The sequence below is a fragment of the Anabaena sp. WFMT genome, assembly GCF_051781005.1.
Classification (GTDB): Bacteria; Cyanobacteriota; Cyanobacteriia; order Cyanobacteriales; family Nostocaceae; genus Anabaena.
Window position 1 is genome coordinate 463,265 of the sequence record NZ_JBPWOA010000002.1, and the last position, 15,890, is coordinate 479,154.

General features: G+C 37.2%; 13 protein-coding genes. 9 read left to right on the plus strand and 4 right to left on the minus strand.

Going from position 1 to position 15,890, the window contains the following annotated elements; all coding sequences use genetic code 11:
- The first annotated feature begins 127 nt into the window (after positions 1–127).
- The 9 genes from ACSQ6I_RS02310 to ACSQ6I_RS02350 all read left to right on the plus strand — a co-directional run bounded on the left by ACSQ6I_RS02310 (position 128) and on the right by ACSQ6I_RS02350 (position 8,659).
- Positions 128–1,759 carry a M16 family metallopeptidase gene (locus ACSQ6I_RS02310; protein WP_438888661.1) on the plus strand — a complete coding sequence of 544 codons (1,632 nt, stop codon included), beginning with the start codon at positions 128–130 and terminating at the stop codon, positions 1,757–1,759.
- Positions 1,760–2,160: 401 nt separating this feature from the next.
- A complete protein-coding gene (locus ACSQ6I_RS02315; protein WP_438888662.1) occupies positions 2,161–3,645 on the plus strand; it encodes a M16 family metallopeptidase in 1,485 nt (494 codons plus the stop codon).
- Positions 3,646–4,005: 360 nt separating this feature from the next.
- Entirely contained in the window at positions 4,006–4,278 is a 273-nt protein-coding gene (locus ACSQ6I_RS02320) for a hypothetical protein (protein ID WP_438888663.1), read from the plus strand.
- A gap of 555 nt (positions 4,279–4,833) precedes the next feature.
- On the plus strand, positions 4,834–5,070 hold the full coding sequence (locus tag ACSQ6I_RS02325; protein ID WP_438888665.1) for a hypothetical protein: 237 nt from the start codon (positions 4,834–4,836) through the stop codon (positions 5,068–5,070).
- 70 nt (positions 5,071–5,140) lie between these two features.
- Positions 5,141–5,374, plus strand: a complete 234-nt coding sequence (locus ACSQ6I_RS02330) for a hypothetical protein (RefSeq protein WP_438888666.1) — start codon at positions 5,141–5,143, stop codon at positions 5,372–5,374.
- Between the two features lie 142 nt (positions 5,375–5,516).
- Positions 5,517–5,738 (plus strand): hypothetical protein, encoded by a 222-nt coding sequence (locus ACSQ6I_RS02335; RefSeq protein ID WP_438888667.1) that lies wholly within the window; start codon positions 5,517–5,519, stop codon positions 5,736–5,738.
- Between the two features lie 134 nt (positions 5,739–5,872).
- Positions 5,873–7,051 (plus strand): phosphotransferase, encoded by a 1,179-nt coding sequence (locus ACSQ6I_RS02340; protein WP_438888668.1) that lies wholly within the window; start codon positions 5,873–5,875, stop codon positions 7,049–7,051.
- Between the two features lie 53 nt (positions 7,052–7,104).
- On the plus strand, positions 7,105–8,211 hold the full coding sequence (locus tag ACSQ6I_RS02345; RefSeq protein ID WP_438888669.1) for a T3SS effector HopA1 family protein: 1,107 nt from the start codon (positions 7,105–7,107) through the stop codon (positions 8,209–8,211).
- Positions 8,212–8,356: 145 nt separating this feature from the next.
- The gene (locus ACSQ6I_RS02350; RefSeq protein WP_438888670.1) at positions 8,357–8,659 is read left to right on the plus strand and encodes a HetP family heterocyst commitment protein; all 303 of its coding nucleotides are present in this window, start codon (positions 8,357–8,359) and stop codon (positions 8,657–8,659) included.
- A gap of 182 nt (positions 8,660–8,841) precedes the next feature.
- Here the strand turns inward: ACSQ6I_RS02350 and ACSQ6I_RS02355 are convergent, their stop codons facing one another.
- The 4 genes from ACSQ6I_RS02355 to ACSQ6I_RS02370 all read right to left on the minus strand — a co-directional run bounded on the left by ACSQ6I_RS02355 (position 8,842) and on the right by ACSQ6I_RS02370 (position 15,402).
- Positions 8,842–9,627, minus strand: a complete 786-nt coding sequence (locus tag ACSQ6I_RS02355) for a peptidylprolyl isomerase (protein WP_438888671.1) — start codon at positions 9,625–9,627, stop codon at positions 8,842–8,844.
- Positions 9,628–9,930: 303 nt separating this feature from the next.
- Positions 9,931–11,457, minus strand: coding sequence for an HlyD family efflux transporter periplasmic adaptor subunit (locus tag ACSQ6I_RS02360; protein WP_438888993.1), 1,527 nt, complete (start codon positions 11,455–11,457; stop codon positions 9,931–9,933).
- A gap of 280 nt (positions 11,458–11,737) precedes the next feature.
- On the minus strand, positions 11,738–14,785 hold the full coding sequence (locus ACSQ6I_RS02365; RefSeq protein WP_438888672.1) for an ABC transporter transmembrane domain-containing protein: 3,048 nt from the start codon (positions 14,783–14,785) through the stop codon (positions 11,738–11,740).
- A 17-nt stretch (positions 14,786–14,802) separates the two neighbouring features.
- Entirely contained in the window at positions 14,803–15,402 is a 600-nt protein-coding gene (locus tag ACSQ6I_RS02370) for a helix-turn-helix domain-containing protein (protein WP_438888673.1), read from the minus strand.
- Positions 15,403–15,890 lie beyond the last annotated feature (488 nt).

Consider the following 15,890-nt stretch of genomic DNA (forward strand, 5'->3'; position numbering starts at 1 on the left):
ACACAACTTGTAGCAATATTGTCTAACGTTTAGCCCAAAAAGCCTAAAAAGCTTAATACAAGATTAACGCTCTGTTTGTTAATTAGTATATTTCTCAAGAAGTGTAACTTTACTTTAATTTTTGCTTATGAATCATTCGATTTTGGATTTTGGACTTCGGATTTTGGATTGGTTAATCGGTGACACTAAGAATTCCCACTCTAAACCAGCCAACAAATTTTTCCAGCCCCCAGTCTTACGCCGTCTGTTTGCAACTGCTTTGGCATTGATTATATCCTGTTGGGGCTTAATGCCAGAAGTCGCCATAGGGCTGCAATCTCAGCAAACATCAATTCAACCTTATTTAGATCGGGTAATTAAGCAGTTAACAGAATTTCGTCTCGATAATGGCTTGAAGTTCATCATTTTAGAACGACATCAAGCGCCAGTAGTTTCATTTCTCACCTATGCTGACGTTGGTGGCATAGATGAACCAAATGGACAAACAGGTGTAGCGCACTTTTTAGAACATTTAGCTTTTAAAGGTACAAAGCGCATTGGTACAACAGATTACAAAGCTGAACAACCGCTACTAGAACGCTTAGAACAGCTAGACACCCAAATTAGAACTGCGAAAGCTAAAGATAAAAAAGATGACTTAGCAAAGTTGCAAACTGAGTTTAAATCAGTTGAAGCTCAAGCAGTCAAACTAGTTAAGCAAAACGAAATCGGGCAAATTGTTGAGCAAGCGGGGGGTGTAGGTTTAAATGCTAATACTTCCACCGAAGCTACCCGTTATTTTTACAGTTTTCCTGCTAATAAATTGGAATTATGGATGTCTTTAGAATCAGAGCGATTTTTAGATCCTGTATTTCGGGAGTTTTATAAAGAAAAAGATGTAATTTTAGAAGAGCGACGAATGCGAGTAGAAAATTCTCCTATAGGTATGATGGTGGAGAAATTTAACGATACTGCCTTCAAAACTCATCCCTACAGACGACCGGTGATTGGTTATGACGAAGATATCCGCAACTTAACACCGTCAGATGTGAAGAAATTTTTTGACACTTACTATGTTCCTAGCAACTTAGCGATCGCAATTGTCGGCGATGTTAACCCCACAGAAGTCAAAAAATTAGCACAAATTTACTTTGGCCGTTATCCAGCTAAACCCAAACCACAGCAAAAACTTGCCCCAGAACCAAAGCAAACCGCAACTAGAGAAGTTACATTACAACTATCTTCTCAACCTTGGTATTTAGAAGGTTATCACCGTCCCGCTGTCACCCATCCTGATAATGCAGCGTATGACATCATCAGCAGTTTATTGAGTGATGGACGCACTTCACGACTTTATAAGTCCTTAATTGAAAAACAGCGTTTAGCGTTGGCTGCTCAGGGTTCCAGTGGCTTTCCTGGAGATAAATACCCCAATTTGATGTTATTTTATGCCCTCACCGCTCCTGGTCACACAGTCGATGAATTAGCAGTGGCCTTAGGAACAGAAATTGAACGATTGAAAACTGAACCTGTCTCTGAAACCGAATTACAGCGAGTGAAAACCCAAGCCAGAGCAGGTTTATTGCGGAGTCTCGATTCCAACATGGGTATGGCGCAGCAGTTGTTGGAATATGAAGTAAAAACTGGTTCTTGGCGCAATTTATTTAAGCAATTGGAGAACATCGCAGCAGTGACTCCTGCCGATATTCAGCGTGTCGCCCAGGCAACCTTTACCCCAGAAAATCGGACTATTGGGAAGTTGTTGTCGAAGGAAGCATAAGGATGTAGATACAACTTATGCAGTGATATACGGAAAATGAACTGCGTATTGCTAAAGCAAAGGCTCCGCTAACGCGGAGCGTCCCGTAGGGATAGGCGCTCCGAAGAAAAGAAGGAAGATTCAGTAATCTTAAACTGGGAAGGGAGGTAGAGGACTTCCAATTAAAAAAATACCCAAAAATTTCTTGTGGTGCGGGCATCTTGCCCGCAAATCATCAAGGACGGGCAGGATGCCCATCCCACAAAATTGGGTAATTTATTTTTTGGTGATCCCTAACAGCACTTATGCAAAATCCCTTTTCAACGCTCTTACCTTCGCGTTCTTTGCTTCGCAACGCTACCGCGAACGCGCCTTCGCGGTTCATTTCATCCATATTCTTCTAATAGGAAAAGAGTAGAAAAATGAAGGGTAAAAAATTGAAAATTTCAAAAAATTGGCGTTTTGTTTCGGCTTTAGTAATTGCTTTGCTGTTAACCTTTAATTTTTCTAGGGTAGCGACAGCAGCAGCAAAACATTATACCGATTTACAGTTTACACCTGTGTCCGAGGTGAAATTACCCAAGTATGAACGATTTGTACTAGATAACGGTTTAGTTGTGTATTTAATGGAGGATCATGAGTTACCGTTAGTGAGTGGAACTGCACTGGTGAAAACGGGAAGCCGTTGGGAAGCAGGTGATAAAGTTGGGTTAGCAGAGATAGTTGGTTCCGTAATGCGGACTGGTGGAACTCTCAATCATTCGGCTGATGAATTAAATGAAATATTAGAGCAAAAGGCGGCTGCGGTAGAAACCGATATTTCTGAAGCTGCTGGTAGTGCTAGTTTTGAGAGTTTGAGTGAAGATGTCGAAACTGTCTTTGGGCTGTTTGCTGAAGTGCTGCGCGAACCAGTATTTGCTCAAGAAAAGTTGGATTTAGTGAAGACTCAAGCTAAAGGTGGAATTGCTCGACGCAATGATAATCCCAGTGAGATTGCGAGTCGGGAGTTTAGGAAATTAATTTATGGACAAGATAGTCCTTATGCTCGCACGGTAGAGTATAGGACATTGGATAAAATTTCCCGTGAGGATTTGCTGAAGTTTTACCAGGAATATTTTTATCCCAACAATATGATTTTAGGGATTGTGGGAGATTTTAACCCACAAAAAATGCGATCGCTTATTCAAAGTAAATTAGGCGCATGGAAACCCAATCCCCAAATCGCTAAAAACCAGTTACCGCAAGTATCACAAGCTAATTTAGGCGGGGTATTTGCGGTCAATCAGCCCCAACTCACACAGAGTAACATTCTCATAGGACATTTGGGCGGAAAGTTCGACAGCCCGGACTATGCAGCCTTAAATGTCATGAATGGAGTGTTGAATGGATTTGGGGGACGTTTATTTAATGAATTGCGATCGCGTCAAGGTTTAGCCTACACTGTATACGGCTCCTGGAGTCCCCGCTTCGATTATCCAGGAATGTTCATCGCCGGCGGACAAACCCGTTCTGATGCTACAGTCCAGTTTATCAAAGCCTTACAAGCAGAAATTAAGCGACTGCAAATTCAAAAAGTGACAGCCAAGGAATTAAATTATGCCAAAGAATCTACCCTCAATTCCTTTGTATTCAATTTTCAAGACCCCAGTCAAACATTATCCCGATTAATGCGCTACGAATATTACGGCTATCCTGCTGATTTTCTGTTTCGCTATCAAAAAGCCATCACCACAACCACAACAGCAGATATACAACGAGTAGCCAAAAAATACCTCAAACCAGAAAATTTAGTCACCCTAGTAGTGGGTAATCAAACAGCCATTCAACCCCCATTAACCCAGTTAGCCGCTACGGTGACACAAATAGATATCACAATTCCTGCTACTGCAACCCAAGCAAAGAACTAAAACCATTTACAACCCCGATTCCCGATTTATGAAAAAAAGTCGGGAATCTTTTTTTCTTCCTTCTGAATCCTGTACGGGCGTTCGCGTAGCGTGCTGGAAGCATCAGCATTCGGGCGATCAATGATCGGTTTTTGTCAAAGACTATTTTCCGAATGCTTCGCCCCTACTCCTAGCCCTAACGAAAATACTTATTCAGCAAACCCTATTTATTTTCAGTTTTACAGACAAAATTCCTTAAATTCTGTCTTGAAAATTGCTCTAAGAACCTTGACTTTATTATATCAAAGCTCAAAATATAAGAAGAGGATTCTAAAATTCTAACCAAATTTTATCCAGACCAATATTTAAGGAGGTGATTCAATGATGGACATAAAAATCTATGATCTATATCCTGGTAATGATGCACAGTTTTTAGATGAACAAACTTCGTTGGAAATGGCTAATATTAAAGGTGGTCTAACCAATGTTTTCAACAACAACAATGGAAGACGAAGAAGAAGAAGCGATCCAAGTACAACAACAGGTAGTAGTGAGCTTTCAGTACTGATGGAAGACATAAATACTAGTGTCGCTGCCTGGAGAGTAGAACTCAATGACTCACTTGATAATTTGAGACAAGGGTTGGATTTTTAACATATTTACTTTGTAATTCAACTGCATTTTTATTACTCGTGTGTTGCTATTCTCAGGAATATGATAATGCACGATTTTTTATGCAATTTATAGAGTTAAAAGAGCAGTTTTTATATCACTATAATTATATAGCGTTTCATAAGGGACTTCAAAATAAAAAAATATACAAATATTTCTGGTGGTGCGGGACGAAAAGCCTGCTAATTATCAAGGGCAGGCAGGATGCCTACCCCACAAGATGAGATCATTTATTTTCTGGAAGTCCCTATAGCTTTTTACCGCCAACACTGTAAGGGCAATAAAATATGTATTCGTGATTTATTGATAACTACCATACCAATTACTAAGCTAAACAATTCATTAAACTAAAAAAATATTGATTAAACTGACTTTTTAAAAGACATAAAATCATGATTAATGTCTGACAAACCTAGCTCTAAGCCTTGATTTTCCAAACTTTTACCAATAAAAATAGGAGTATCGGTTGAGCGCACAATAACTTAACTGATTCCCACAAGTTCTACTCACTGAGAACAAGTCTTTTAGGAGGAAATTATGGCAAGTATCAAACTTTCTGAATTGCAAGCACCCGGATCTGAACTATTCCAAGATTCCGAAAGCTTTCTCAACGAAATGAGCGATGTCAATTCCATTTATGGTGGCTCATATGGTGGTAGTGATGTGAGCGATATTTCCACACTCACCAAATTGGCTGAAGCCTTTGTGAATGTATATGGCATTGGTCATATTGCTTACTTAGCTAAGTCCTACAGCGAAAGCTACCACTACTAATACTCTTGTATTTGATTCACGAATTCCCACAAGTTCTACTCACTGAGAACAAGTCTTTTAGGAGGAAATTATGGCAAGTATCAAACTCTCTGAATTGCAAGCAACTGGATCTGAACTATTCCAAGATTCCGAAAGCTTTCTCAACGAAATGAGTGATGTCAACTCCATCTATGGTGGTGGTTATGATAGCGAGGTGAGCGATGTTTCCACACTCACAAAATTAGCTGAAGCCTTTGTAAATGTATATGGCATTGGTCATATCGCTTATTTAGCTAAGTCCTACAGCGAGAGCTACAACTACTAATAGTCTTGTAGTGAACAACTGAGTTAAATGGCTCTCCTAGGATTAAAAGTAAAAGTAATTTATGTAATTAACATAAGTTGACTAGTTTACTAATAAACCAGGAGAGCCAATTAAAAAAATTACTTTTTGCAAAATTAAATAAATGGCACGAATTATCATTGCTGATCTGCATCCCATTAATTCAGAAGTCTCTTTCAATGAACTCACTAATCAGAATTCTCAAACTGTTTTTGGTGGTCAATATGACTATCATCCTCAGATTCTAAATTCTGATTTTGGTGTTAAGGCTGTTGAATTTGTGCTTGTAATTGCAGCTATAGATGCTATTTCGTTTCTGACAACTTCATTCATAACTAAAAAATAAACTTAAACTACTCTATTGACATGAGCAATCATAAAATCTGGTATACAAGGATTCCTACTGGAATATTTTATAGTGTCTTTATATTTTATTGACACAACAAAAATTTTAAAATTGTTTCATCATTATTTGAAGTTATGACATTTCTTTTAAGCTATCAAAATGTTTTTAACTATCTCATTTCTCAAGGATTGTGTACTCAAACCGAACAGTCATTGAGTGAAATTAAGTTAAAACCCGCCAAAAACTTTAACTTGTTAGTCAGCTTACCTGATGGTCGTAAACTGCTAGTTAAGCAAGAGCGTCTTGACAGAGAAGGTAAAACTCGTGGTGAGTTTTTTGAAGAATGGAAAGTGCATAATTTTTTCAGAATATTTCCAGAAACTAGTCATCTGCGCTCATCTTTATCAGAAGCGATTCATTTTGATGCTGAAAATTCGATCATTGTTTTCAATTATCTCAATGACTATCGTGATTTAGCAGAATTTTATGCTAAAGATAATTTATTTTCTACTGATATTTCTCGGTCAATTGGAGCGACTTTAGCATCAATTCATCGCTTAACCCTAGATCGTCAAGACTATCGGGAGTTTTTCCAAACCTCTGAAAATACCAACAATGATACAAATTCTCACCAAATGGGGGGATTAAATAGAATTACACCAGAAGTGTTTGGTTTAGTTCCTGCGGATGGGTTAAAATTTTTTGCACTCTATCAACGTTACGATAATCTAGGTAGAGCGATCGCAGATTTGGGTAATGCTGTTAATCCTTGTTGTTTAACTCACAACGATCTCAAGCTCAACAATATTCTTCTTTCCTTGCATTGGCAAGCCAACATTAACCACGAATCACCCTTTAGTGACAGGATCATTCGCTTAATCGACTGGGAACGTGCCACTTGGGGAGATCCTGCTAGTGATTTAGGAGCAATAATTGCTAGTTACCTACAAATATGGCTACATAGTATGGTAACTAGCAAAACAACACCAATTGAAGAATCTTTACGTTTAGCCGCTATACCCTTACAACTGCTGCAACCTTCCCTCTCATCCTTAATTACTGCTTATTTAGCTAACTTTCCCGAAATTTTAGAGCTTCGTCCTGATTTCTTGTCATTAGTGGTGCAATTCTGCGGTTTTGCCTTAATTAGGTCTATTCAAGCCACCCTGCAACACGAAAGAACCTTTGGTAATTCTGGTATCTGTATTCTTCAAGTTGCCAAAAGTTTATTATGTCGTCCCCAATCATCTATTTCTACAGTTTTTGGTATGGAAATATCAGACCTAATTAAAGCCAACTTATCTCCTGCCTAATTTTCAGGGATGAAATCAACTCTCAACTCTACACCCTCCACCCTAGTAGACCCATGCAACTATTAGATTCACTGCACAGTCAACTTTCAGAGTTGCCAGAACAATTGCAGACATCACTACAAGATATGGTGAATCAGATTGAAATTGAATCTCACCACTGTATCAAGCATCCAAACTATAAACCATTAGAATTGCCAGAGTCAGTCATCCCTCGTTTTGAACAGTTACCATTAGAAATGCAGCAACAGCATTTGAAGTTACAATTGCGTAATTTTTTATACGGTGCTTATTATAACGTCGCCTCGAAACCTATTCATAATTCTGATCAAGAAGAACCCAATGCAAAATTGTCCCAAAATCTCGAAAATAACAGCTTATTCGGCGTAGATTTAGAATTTTATGATCGCTTACATACCAGGAACAAAAGTGAAGGCTACTGGAGTCATAACTGGCAGGTAGTCAGGGAAGAAAGCGATCGCACATTCGCAGTGCATAAAAATGGGTTAACATTGCACGTTGAACCCAAGGTACATTTGTTGCCAACAAACCAAACCATAACTGCTGGTAAGTTTGTATCTATCAAAATGCCTAAAAATCTGGTGCAGAACGGATTTTATATGGCTGTAGCTAACGCAGGCTCTCAAAATAATCATCAGATTACGCGAATTTACTTTAACTTAACACCAGAAGGGGCAGCGGCAGTTATGGAAAGTTTAACAGAGCAACTAAATAAGATCCCGATTTCTTTTTCTTTTAAAGCACTATATAATCCGTCAGATTATGGACGTTATGACTCAGCCGTGCTTTACTTTAACAAAGGCAACTATGATGTCGTTCACCCAGTATTAGAAAGGCTCTATGCAGAAAATAAATCCTACTTTCAGGAACAAGTACCTTTATTTACCAAGTTGTTAGCACCGGGATTAGCTTGCGCTGAAGAACCAGATCATAAATTTAGTGATCAAGAAAGTTTTGGTACAAATCGCTGTCAAATTATCGCTAATGGTTTAATTTCAGCTTGGGAGCAAGGTGAGCATAGTCCAGAAGGTCGAATGGCATCTATTTTCAACCATTTTTCATTACATAAAATTGAATTGCAACGTCCTTACCTCAATGCCAGATCCAAGGATATTTACACTCCCTTATCTTCATTGCCATAAATTTACAGCAGAATTCAGGAGTCAGGAGTAAAACTAGCTTGGTGTCTAGGTTTCAATTTTGACCCTGTTCCCTGCTGTATTTTCACCATGCTGCACTAGTAGTCTTTATCAATTAGGTTGACTTCTCATTTAAAGGGCATTTAGTATGATTCAAGAGAATTTTGAACAAAAACAACAATTAGAGCAGATATTTAAACACTCTCAATTTCAACAAATTATCAAAGCAATTATCCTGGGTAACTATTCTTGGGCTTGTGTTTTATTCCTCCATTTTTCTGGATATGATCCTCAAGACTACATACCCCACGAAACCTACTATAAATTACTCCAAGAAAACTATATATTGGCCGAAGCTAATCATCATCCAACTCATGATAGAAAATTAAAATTTCCTGGCATCAAATTAAACTGGATTAAGTTGAGTACTACTAAACATAGCTCAAACTAAATTTATGGATAATTGGTAATCTAGTAGAGGCATATTGCAATATACCCCTACTGTAAATATAAAATATTTACCGAGAATCTGCTTTCAAGTAGTCAGAGATTCTCGGTTTTTTGATTTTGATTACTTCCAGTAAAAGTAATGTGTTTTAGTTTTATTTAGGCATGATTATGGAAAAATTAAGTTTAACTAGCTTCACTCAATATTTCTGGAGCAGATGAAGAATTTTTATCCTCTGGTAGCTTGGCAACAATTTCTAATCTGTTCACTTGTTCTCTCAACCAATTTGTAAATAATTCCCCCATAATTTTTAAGTGCATCTGTTCATTTAACTGGGGTTTAATAATTTCCTCAACCATAATTATATGCACTCCGTGAGGTGTAATTATTGGTTTGAGAATTTGTGGTGGATTAGCAGCAAAAATTGCAGATGCAATTTCTGGTCTAAAATCACTCCGTTGACGAATACCTTGATATCCTCCCGCACGTCGCAGTTCTGGATTTTGGATATATTGACGAGCAATTTCTTGAAAACTTATTTCTCCCTCTTGCAAAGCATAAAATATTTCTAAAGCTAAATCTTCATCATCCAATATCACTTCATAGGTTACTGCTCCGGTGTAATCAAGTTGATGAGCATAAAAAAAAGGTTCAACTTTATCTGCAAATAAATGATTAGCTAACTTTGCAGAGAGTAAGTTTGTATGAGCAATTTCTTCAAAGTTATCCAAAGAAAGATAATGTTTTTTTAACCATGTCCAGGTATCTTCCGCTTTAATCAGTTTATTTGCTAATCTTAAGCTATCTGCTGCCTGTTGCAGTTCTTCAATCTTGATGTTAATTCCTTCCTTAACAGCCATATCAGCAATGATTTTCCTAGTAGCGATTGCTTCTAGTAAATTAGGGATCTGACAAGATATCTTGAGATGATAAAGAATATCTTCAGGAGAAACAATTACCGACTTTAACATAATCTAATTCCTCCAGTGATACCAATTTATGATTTTCAATTTTGTAATCTACTAAGTTACAATCTGCCGTATTCTAATTTTATATCCTACACTAGGAATTTTTAGATAAAAATATCATATTCAACAAATATTTTTATTTTAAGTTCTATCTAATGATAGGTGACAATAGGCATTTATTAAAACGCCGACAAAATTAAATATTGGCTGTTAACTATAAAATATAAACAGCCAATAATCCCACAAATGAGTTTTAATTATGCCTATCTACTTACTGAATTTACGACTTAAATAATGGCTACTTAACTAAAGCTCTAGACCATTATTTTTTAGCTTTTTAAATGGGTCTAAAATAAAGTCAATTACTCGTCGCTGACGCACAATAACTTCTGCTGTTGCTGTTTGACCAGGTGTTAAGAGTATACGTTTATTACCCGTTTGTATATATGGTTGTTCCAACGAGATTTCTACATCATAACTTTCGAGACGATTGGAGCTATTTTCTTGAATTTTAGAATCAGGTGAAATCCAGGTAACACGTCCCTGGGTGACACCATACTCTTGGAAAGGATAAGCATCAAACTTAATTTTAACTGGCATTCCAACCTCCACAAATCCACTCTGTTGGCTAGGCATTTGTGCTTTCAAAATTAAGGTGGTATCTTTCGGTGCAACTTGAGCTATCATTTGTCCTGGTTGCACAACAGAACCAGGCTTTTTAATGGGTAATTCAAAGATTATGCCATCAATAGGCGATCGCACTACCCGCTGCTGTAATTGCAATTGCAATGATGTAATCTGACTCTTAGTTTGAGTTATTTCTGATTGTAAAGAAGTAATTTGTGTTTGCAAATCTTTCACCTGTTCCTGATTTTTGAGCAATGTTAGTTGACCTGATTGGATGACACCTTGATAGCTACTTTCCTCTTCTTTTAAACGTAGTTTAGCCTGTTCAATATCTGACTGGGCTTGATTCATAATTGACTGATAGCGCCTGAATTCTTCTCGTAAGCGCAACTGGGATTGTTGGATATTAGCCGTTGCTTCTGCTTGCAAACGTTCGCTATCTTCTGCTGTTTTTTCCAATTCTACAACTTTGGTTTGGGGAATTGCACCAGCCTTTAAAAGGGTACGATAACGTGAAACTTCTAATAAATCTCGACTCAAACGACTTTTGGCTAAACGATGAGCAATTTGATTAGAATTTATGTTCTGTTTTGCTTGATCAACTTGGGCAAGTTTTTCCAATTTTTGCAAATGATATGCACTTTGTTTAGCATCTAAGTTTTGCCGTGCTTGATTAAGTTGAGCAAGTTTTGCTAAATTTTGGGACTGATTTTGTTGTTCTTGAATATTAATAGCTAACAGTACCTGATTTTTGAGTAATTTTATTTGTCCTTCGCGGCTTAATAATCCTTCTAATTTGGCATTTGTTTGTTGTAATTCTGTTCGCAAAACATCAGATTCCATTTCGACTAAGACTTGTCCTGCTTTAACAGTTGCACCTTCGGTAACATTAACTGCGATCACACTCCCAGTAACTACACTATCTAATTTTTGGGTTGCACCTTTAGGTTCTATTCTGCCAATAGCATTTCCGGTTTCATCAACTTGGGAAAACATTGTCCAAGGTAGAGCTATAGTTGCAAAGCTAACCAGCAAATAAAGCATTGAGCGTGTCCATGCTTTCGGTAAAGCATCTAATAATTCTTCCGTACCATAAAACCAATCTTTTTCCTTATTTACTATCTGTGTGCCATTTTGACTCAAAGATGATTGAGCCTGTTCTGGTAGCACAAGGGTGGATGATGAATTGTAAGTTGATTGTGGCATAATCAATTTGGGACTAATAAGATTAGACTTACTTTCAAGGTAAAAATCATGAATGCTTAAACGCTGATTTATGCGAATAATATTCATTTATAAAACGCTGAAATTTAGTTTCAAATCTGACATATATATTAGAGACGTTGTATGCAACGTCTCTAGATTTAGCTGGGAAATTACCAATTTTGAATTGAGAAGATTTGAAACAATAAAATTTTAGAGATGCGTCCTTAATTAGACGTACAGAATCTAAATTTAAAGCTGGACTCCTGACTCCTGCTGTAAATTAACCTGTTTGTGCAAGTTGTTGTTGATTGAGATAGTAATAATGTCCTCTCTTGGCAATTAATTCTTCGTGAGTACCGCTTTCAACTAAAACACCGCGATCTAAAACTAAAATTAGGTCAGCATGACGCACAGTAGAAAGGCGATGAGCAATAATTAAACTTGTGCGTCCTTTGAGGATTATTCTGAGATTATTCTGAATGATTCGCTCAGATTCAGAATCAAGATGACTGGTAGCTTCATCTAATATTAAAAGACGAGGATTTCCCAGTAAAGCACGAGCTATAGCTAGACGTTGGCGTTGTCCTCCTGATAACATTCCTCCACCTTCACCAATTTGGGTTTCATAACCCATAGCCATGCGTTTAATAAACTCATCTGCCCCTGCCAAATGTGCTGCTTCCATAATTTCTTCTAGCGCAGCTTCTGGATGAGCAATACTAATATTTTCCCGAATTGTGCCACCAAATAAAAATGTATCTTGGTCAACAACTCCAATTTGCGATCGCAGTGATTGCAAAGAAATACTAGTCACATCTTGATTGTCAATTAATACCCTGCCATCTGTTGGTGGGTATAAACCCAAAATTAACTTAGAAAGAGTTGTTTTTCCTGAACCACTCCGCCCTACAACTGCTACAGTTTGTTCAGGCAGAATTTCAAAACTAAGATTTTCTAGGATGTTAATTTCACTGTCTGAATGATAACGAAAAGTGACGTTATCAAAGCGCAGATGACCGCGCAATCTAGGTAAACTCTGACGGGGTTGGATTGCTAAGTCTTCTTCTACTTCCGCCTCTAATACATCATTAATTCTTTCTGTGGAAATAATCACTTCCTGCAATTGATTCCACAATATAATTAACCTTTGAAAAGGTTGAATAACGTTGCCTAATAACATATTAAAAGCAACTAATTGTCCAATTGTTAATTGGTTCTGAATGACTAACCAAGCTCCGAACCACAATAAGCCAGTATTGGCTACAGTTTGAATTGTTGAGCTAATAATTTGTAGTTGATTACCAATTACTTGACCACTAAAATTTTTCTTGGTCAAATTATTGAGCAATTCTTCCCAACGCCAGCGGACTGTTTGTTCAATAGCCATAGAGCGAATGGAAGAAATTCCGGTGAGACTTTGAATTAAGTAACTATTTTCTTTAGTTACCGCAGTAAATACCTCACGGCTAATGCGTCTTAAAAAAGGTGTGGCGAAAAGCGCTAGTAAGAAAAAAGGTGGTACAATTGCTAAGACTAATAAAGCCATAGGTGGACTGTACCAAAACATCAATCCTACATAGATAAATACCGTCAGCAAATCTAAAACAATAGACAGTGCTTCACCAGTTAAGAAACGTTGAATTTTCTGATTTTCTTGGACACGAGAGACAATATCACCAACATAACGAGATTCAAAAAATGACAAAGGTAGGCGAAAAGTATGTTTAATAAAACCTACCATCAAAGCTACACTAATTCGGTTGGCTGTATGGTCTAGTAAGTATTGTCTAAGTCCATTGATGACGACACGAAATAAGCCAAAAATTAACAATCCAAAACCAACGGTGTTTAAAGTAATGGTGCTACCTTGAACAATTACTCGGTCTAATAATAGTTGAGTAAATAAAGGTGTCACCAATCCAAAGATTTGAATTAACACCGAAGCAACAAATACTTCTAATAGGACTTGTGAGTGAGGTTTAACTAAATCAAATAGTTGCCAGAATGGTGTGTTAGCTTCTGGGGTTTCTTTGAGTGAGTTTGTTGGTTGCAATAACAACGCATAACCAGTCCAACCTGCTTTGAATTCGCCAATAGATAGGCTGCGTTGACCGATCGCAGGATCAGCTACAATGACCCGTTTTTTGGTAATTTCATAGACAACGATGTAATGTTTACCTTCCCAGTGTGCGATCGCTGGTAGGGGTTGTTGTGCTAATTTATCTAAACTGGCTTTCACCGGACGAGTAGCAAATCCAATAGTTTCAGCCGCTGTGCTTAAACTTCGCATTGATGCACCAGCGCGATTAACATTGGATAAATCTCGCAAGCGGTTAATACTGAAATTTTTACCCCAGTAACGGCTAATCATCACCAAACAAGCTGCACCACAGTCAGAAGCACTTTGTTGTTCTAAAAATGGGTAGCGTTTGTGAATTTTGCGCCACCAATTCCCCGCTGTAACTGTAGGACTAGGAAAATAGCTTTGATGTTTTTTTGGCTGTGGCTGTGGTTGTGTCTGTGTTGTAGTTTGGGGAAATTGAATCACATTGAGGTTTTTGGCTTTAACTTCCCGCTTTATTGGTTCTGGAATTGGCTCATCTTCAATATCCATCAATTTACTTAATTGTGGCCAGTTTTGTATTACTGTGAGCCAATCAGCATGACGTAAAAAGTAGGCTTTTGTAGGTTGAGTTGCTTGCCAATTTCCATGTTGAGGATTGACATAAATATTACCTGGCGTTAATTTTATCCCCTGGGAATGTTGCAATTCTCCTTGATGCACTAACAACAATTTAGTATTTTTGGTGAGTTTGATATTTAGAGAACCAATTTCTAGATTTTGTCTCTCAAATAAGGATAATGCTGTTAACATTTCCTCTACTGATTCATGGCGGGGTGTAGCAGGATTTTGGCACAATAATAGCAGTGTATCCCAAAGTTCTGCCTTTAGAAGTAGGCGATCGCATACTCTCGGAAATTGACTAATTACCTCTTGGGAAAGATAACCCACTGTTAAATTAACAGAAGCTCTAGCCACATAAGAACTCAGTTTCTGTTCGGGAAATAAAGTCAACTCTCCAAATGATGAACCAGATGTCAAGGTGGAAATTAAATTATTCAAACTATCTAACAGCCGAACTTTACCAGACAGAACTATATAAATTCCCGGTGCATCTGTAGTTGCTTGCCAAAACTGCTTGGCTATTGGTGGTTCAATAATTTCTAATGCTTGTATACAACTTTCAAGTTCTTGACTTGATAGTGAATCACCCAGAATGTGGGTAATTTGTGCAGCTAACTGTGACTGAGAAAACGCTGATGGCATTTCCTTACCTCCAAATATTAGTTATTGGTCTGAATTAAATTAAATGACCAATGCAAACTAGGTTCGGAGTTAGATTGCAAATCACAAATTGTAATACCAGTATCCTGATTTTGATCATTTTTTGTTTGGTGGGAACTTTTACGTTTAGTAGAAAGTCCCATTTCTTTAAGTAGGCGATTAATATGGCGATCGCTAATTTCAATCCCTAATTCATTTGCTAGATGTTTACTTAACCATTGAGCAGTCCAATAACCAAAAGCATAGCCATATTCACGCGGACTATTACTTACTAATTCCTTCAATCTGTCAATATATTGATTATTAACAGTCTTTGGTCTACCGATTCTGCGTTCATTCCACTTATGTGCCATACCAGCCTCAGCTATACCTATCCAATACCTCGCCATTTCCTGAGAACAACCGATAATTTCACAAATATGAGATTGAGATTTCCCCATATCTGCTAACAACATAATTTCAATCCTACGTCGATATTCTGGTTGTAAATTTGCTTGCAAGTTTTTGATCAGTGCTTTACGCTGAAAAGGTGTTAAAAACTTGCTCTCATGTGCATCGTAAATATCAGAAACCTTGTTTGGATTGGAAGAGAATGACATAATGATTACCAGTTGCCGTCTACTGCAAAATTTGGGCAAATTTATCCATTACATCTGTTACTAAAATCCAGATGCAAAATTAATCAACCACTTCAAGCTAATTAAGTATTTATGATTAGTTGAGTTTTCATTACCCAACAATGAGGTAAAACCTGTTCCACAAATGAAAGCCTAAAAGTTATTAAGCTCAAGTAAGAAAGCCCATTTATATCTCTATTCTTAATGCTATCCTAACATTAGTATTTTCTCATCAGCAGATCTTCATAAATCTGAAATTTTCCGCAAGAGAAATTTAAAAAAGCTACAGTTCTTCAATTTTTATTTTAAGCCGCTCTTATTCATTACCAAATTTTTCTATATCTTCATAAGAAGTTTATAGAAAAAACCTTTTTTTACCCTCACAATAATTTTATATCAAGTTTATATTCATTAGATGAATTACTTAAGGATGATAAATATGAAAAATTTCTAATTTAATAGATCCGATT

Coding starts and splice junctions, on each gene's coding strand:
- ACSQ6I_RS02330 (WP_438888666.1), top strand. CDS start 5,141: ATGGCAAGTATCAAACTCTCTGAATTGCAAGCAACTGGATCTGAACTA.
- ACSQ6I_RS02355 (WP_438888671.1), bottom strand. CDS start 9,627: ATGTTAAAGTCGGTAATTGTTTCTCCTGAAGATATTCTTTATCATCTC.
- ACSQ6I_RS02370 (WP_438888673.1), bottom strand. CDS start 15,402: ATGTCATTCTCTTCCAATCCAAACAAGGTTTCTGATATTTACGATGCA.
- ACSQ6I_RS02325 (WP_438888665.1), top strand. CDS start 4,834: ATGGCAAGTATCAAACTTTCTGAATTGCAAGCACCCGGATCTGAACTA.
- ACSQ6I_RS02350 (WP_438888670.1), top strand. CDS start 8,357: ATGATTCAAGAGAATTTTGAACAAAAACAACAATTAGAGCAGATATTT.
- ACSQ6I_RS02310 (WP_438888661.1), top strand. CDS start 128: ATGAATCATTCGATTTTGGATTTTGGACTTCGGATTTTGGATTGGTTA.
- ACSQ6I_RS02360 (WP_438888993.1), bottom strand. CDS start 11,457: ATGCCACAATCAACTTACAATTCATCATCCACCCTTGTGCTACCAGAA.
- ACSQ6I_RS02345 (WP_438888669.1), top strand. CDS start 7,105: ATGCAACTATTAGATTCACTGCACAGTCAACTTTCAGAGTTGCCAGAA.
- ACSQ6I_RS02315 (WP_438888662.1), top strand. CDS start 2,161: ATGAAGGGTAAAAAATTGAAAATTTCAAAAAATTGGCGTTTTGTTTCG.
- ACSQ6I_RS02340 (WP_438888668.1), top strand. CDS start 5,873: ATGACATTTCTTTTAAGCTATCAAAATGTTTTTAACTATCTCATTTCT.
- ACSQ6I_RS02335 (WP_438888667.1), top strand. CDS start 5,517: ATGGCACGAATTATCATTGCTGATCTGCATCCCATTAATTCAGAAGTC.
- ACSQ6I_RS02365 (WP_438888672.1), bottom strand. CDS start 14,785: ATGCCATCAGCGTTTTCTCAGTCACAGTTAGCTGCACAAATTACCCAC.
- ACSQ6I_RS02320 (WP_438888663.1), top strand. CDS start 4,006: ATGATGGACATAAAAATCTATGATCTATATCCTGGTAATGATGCACAG.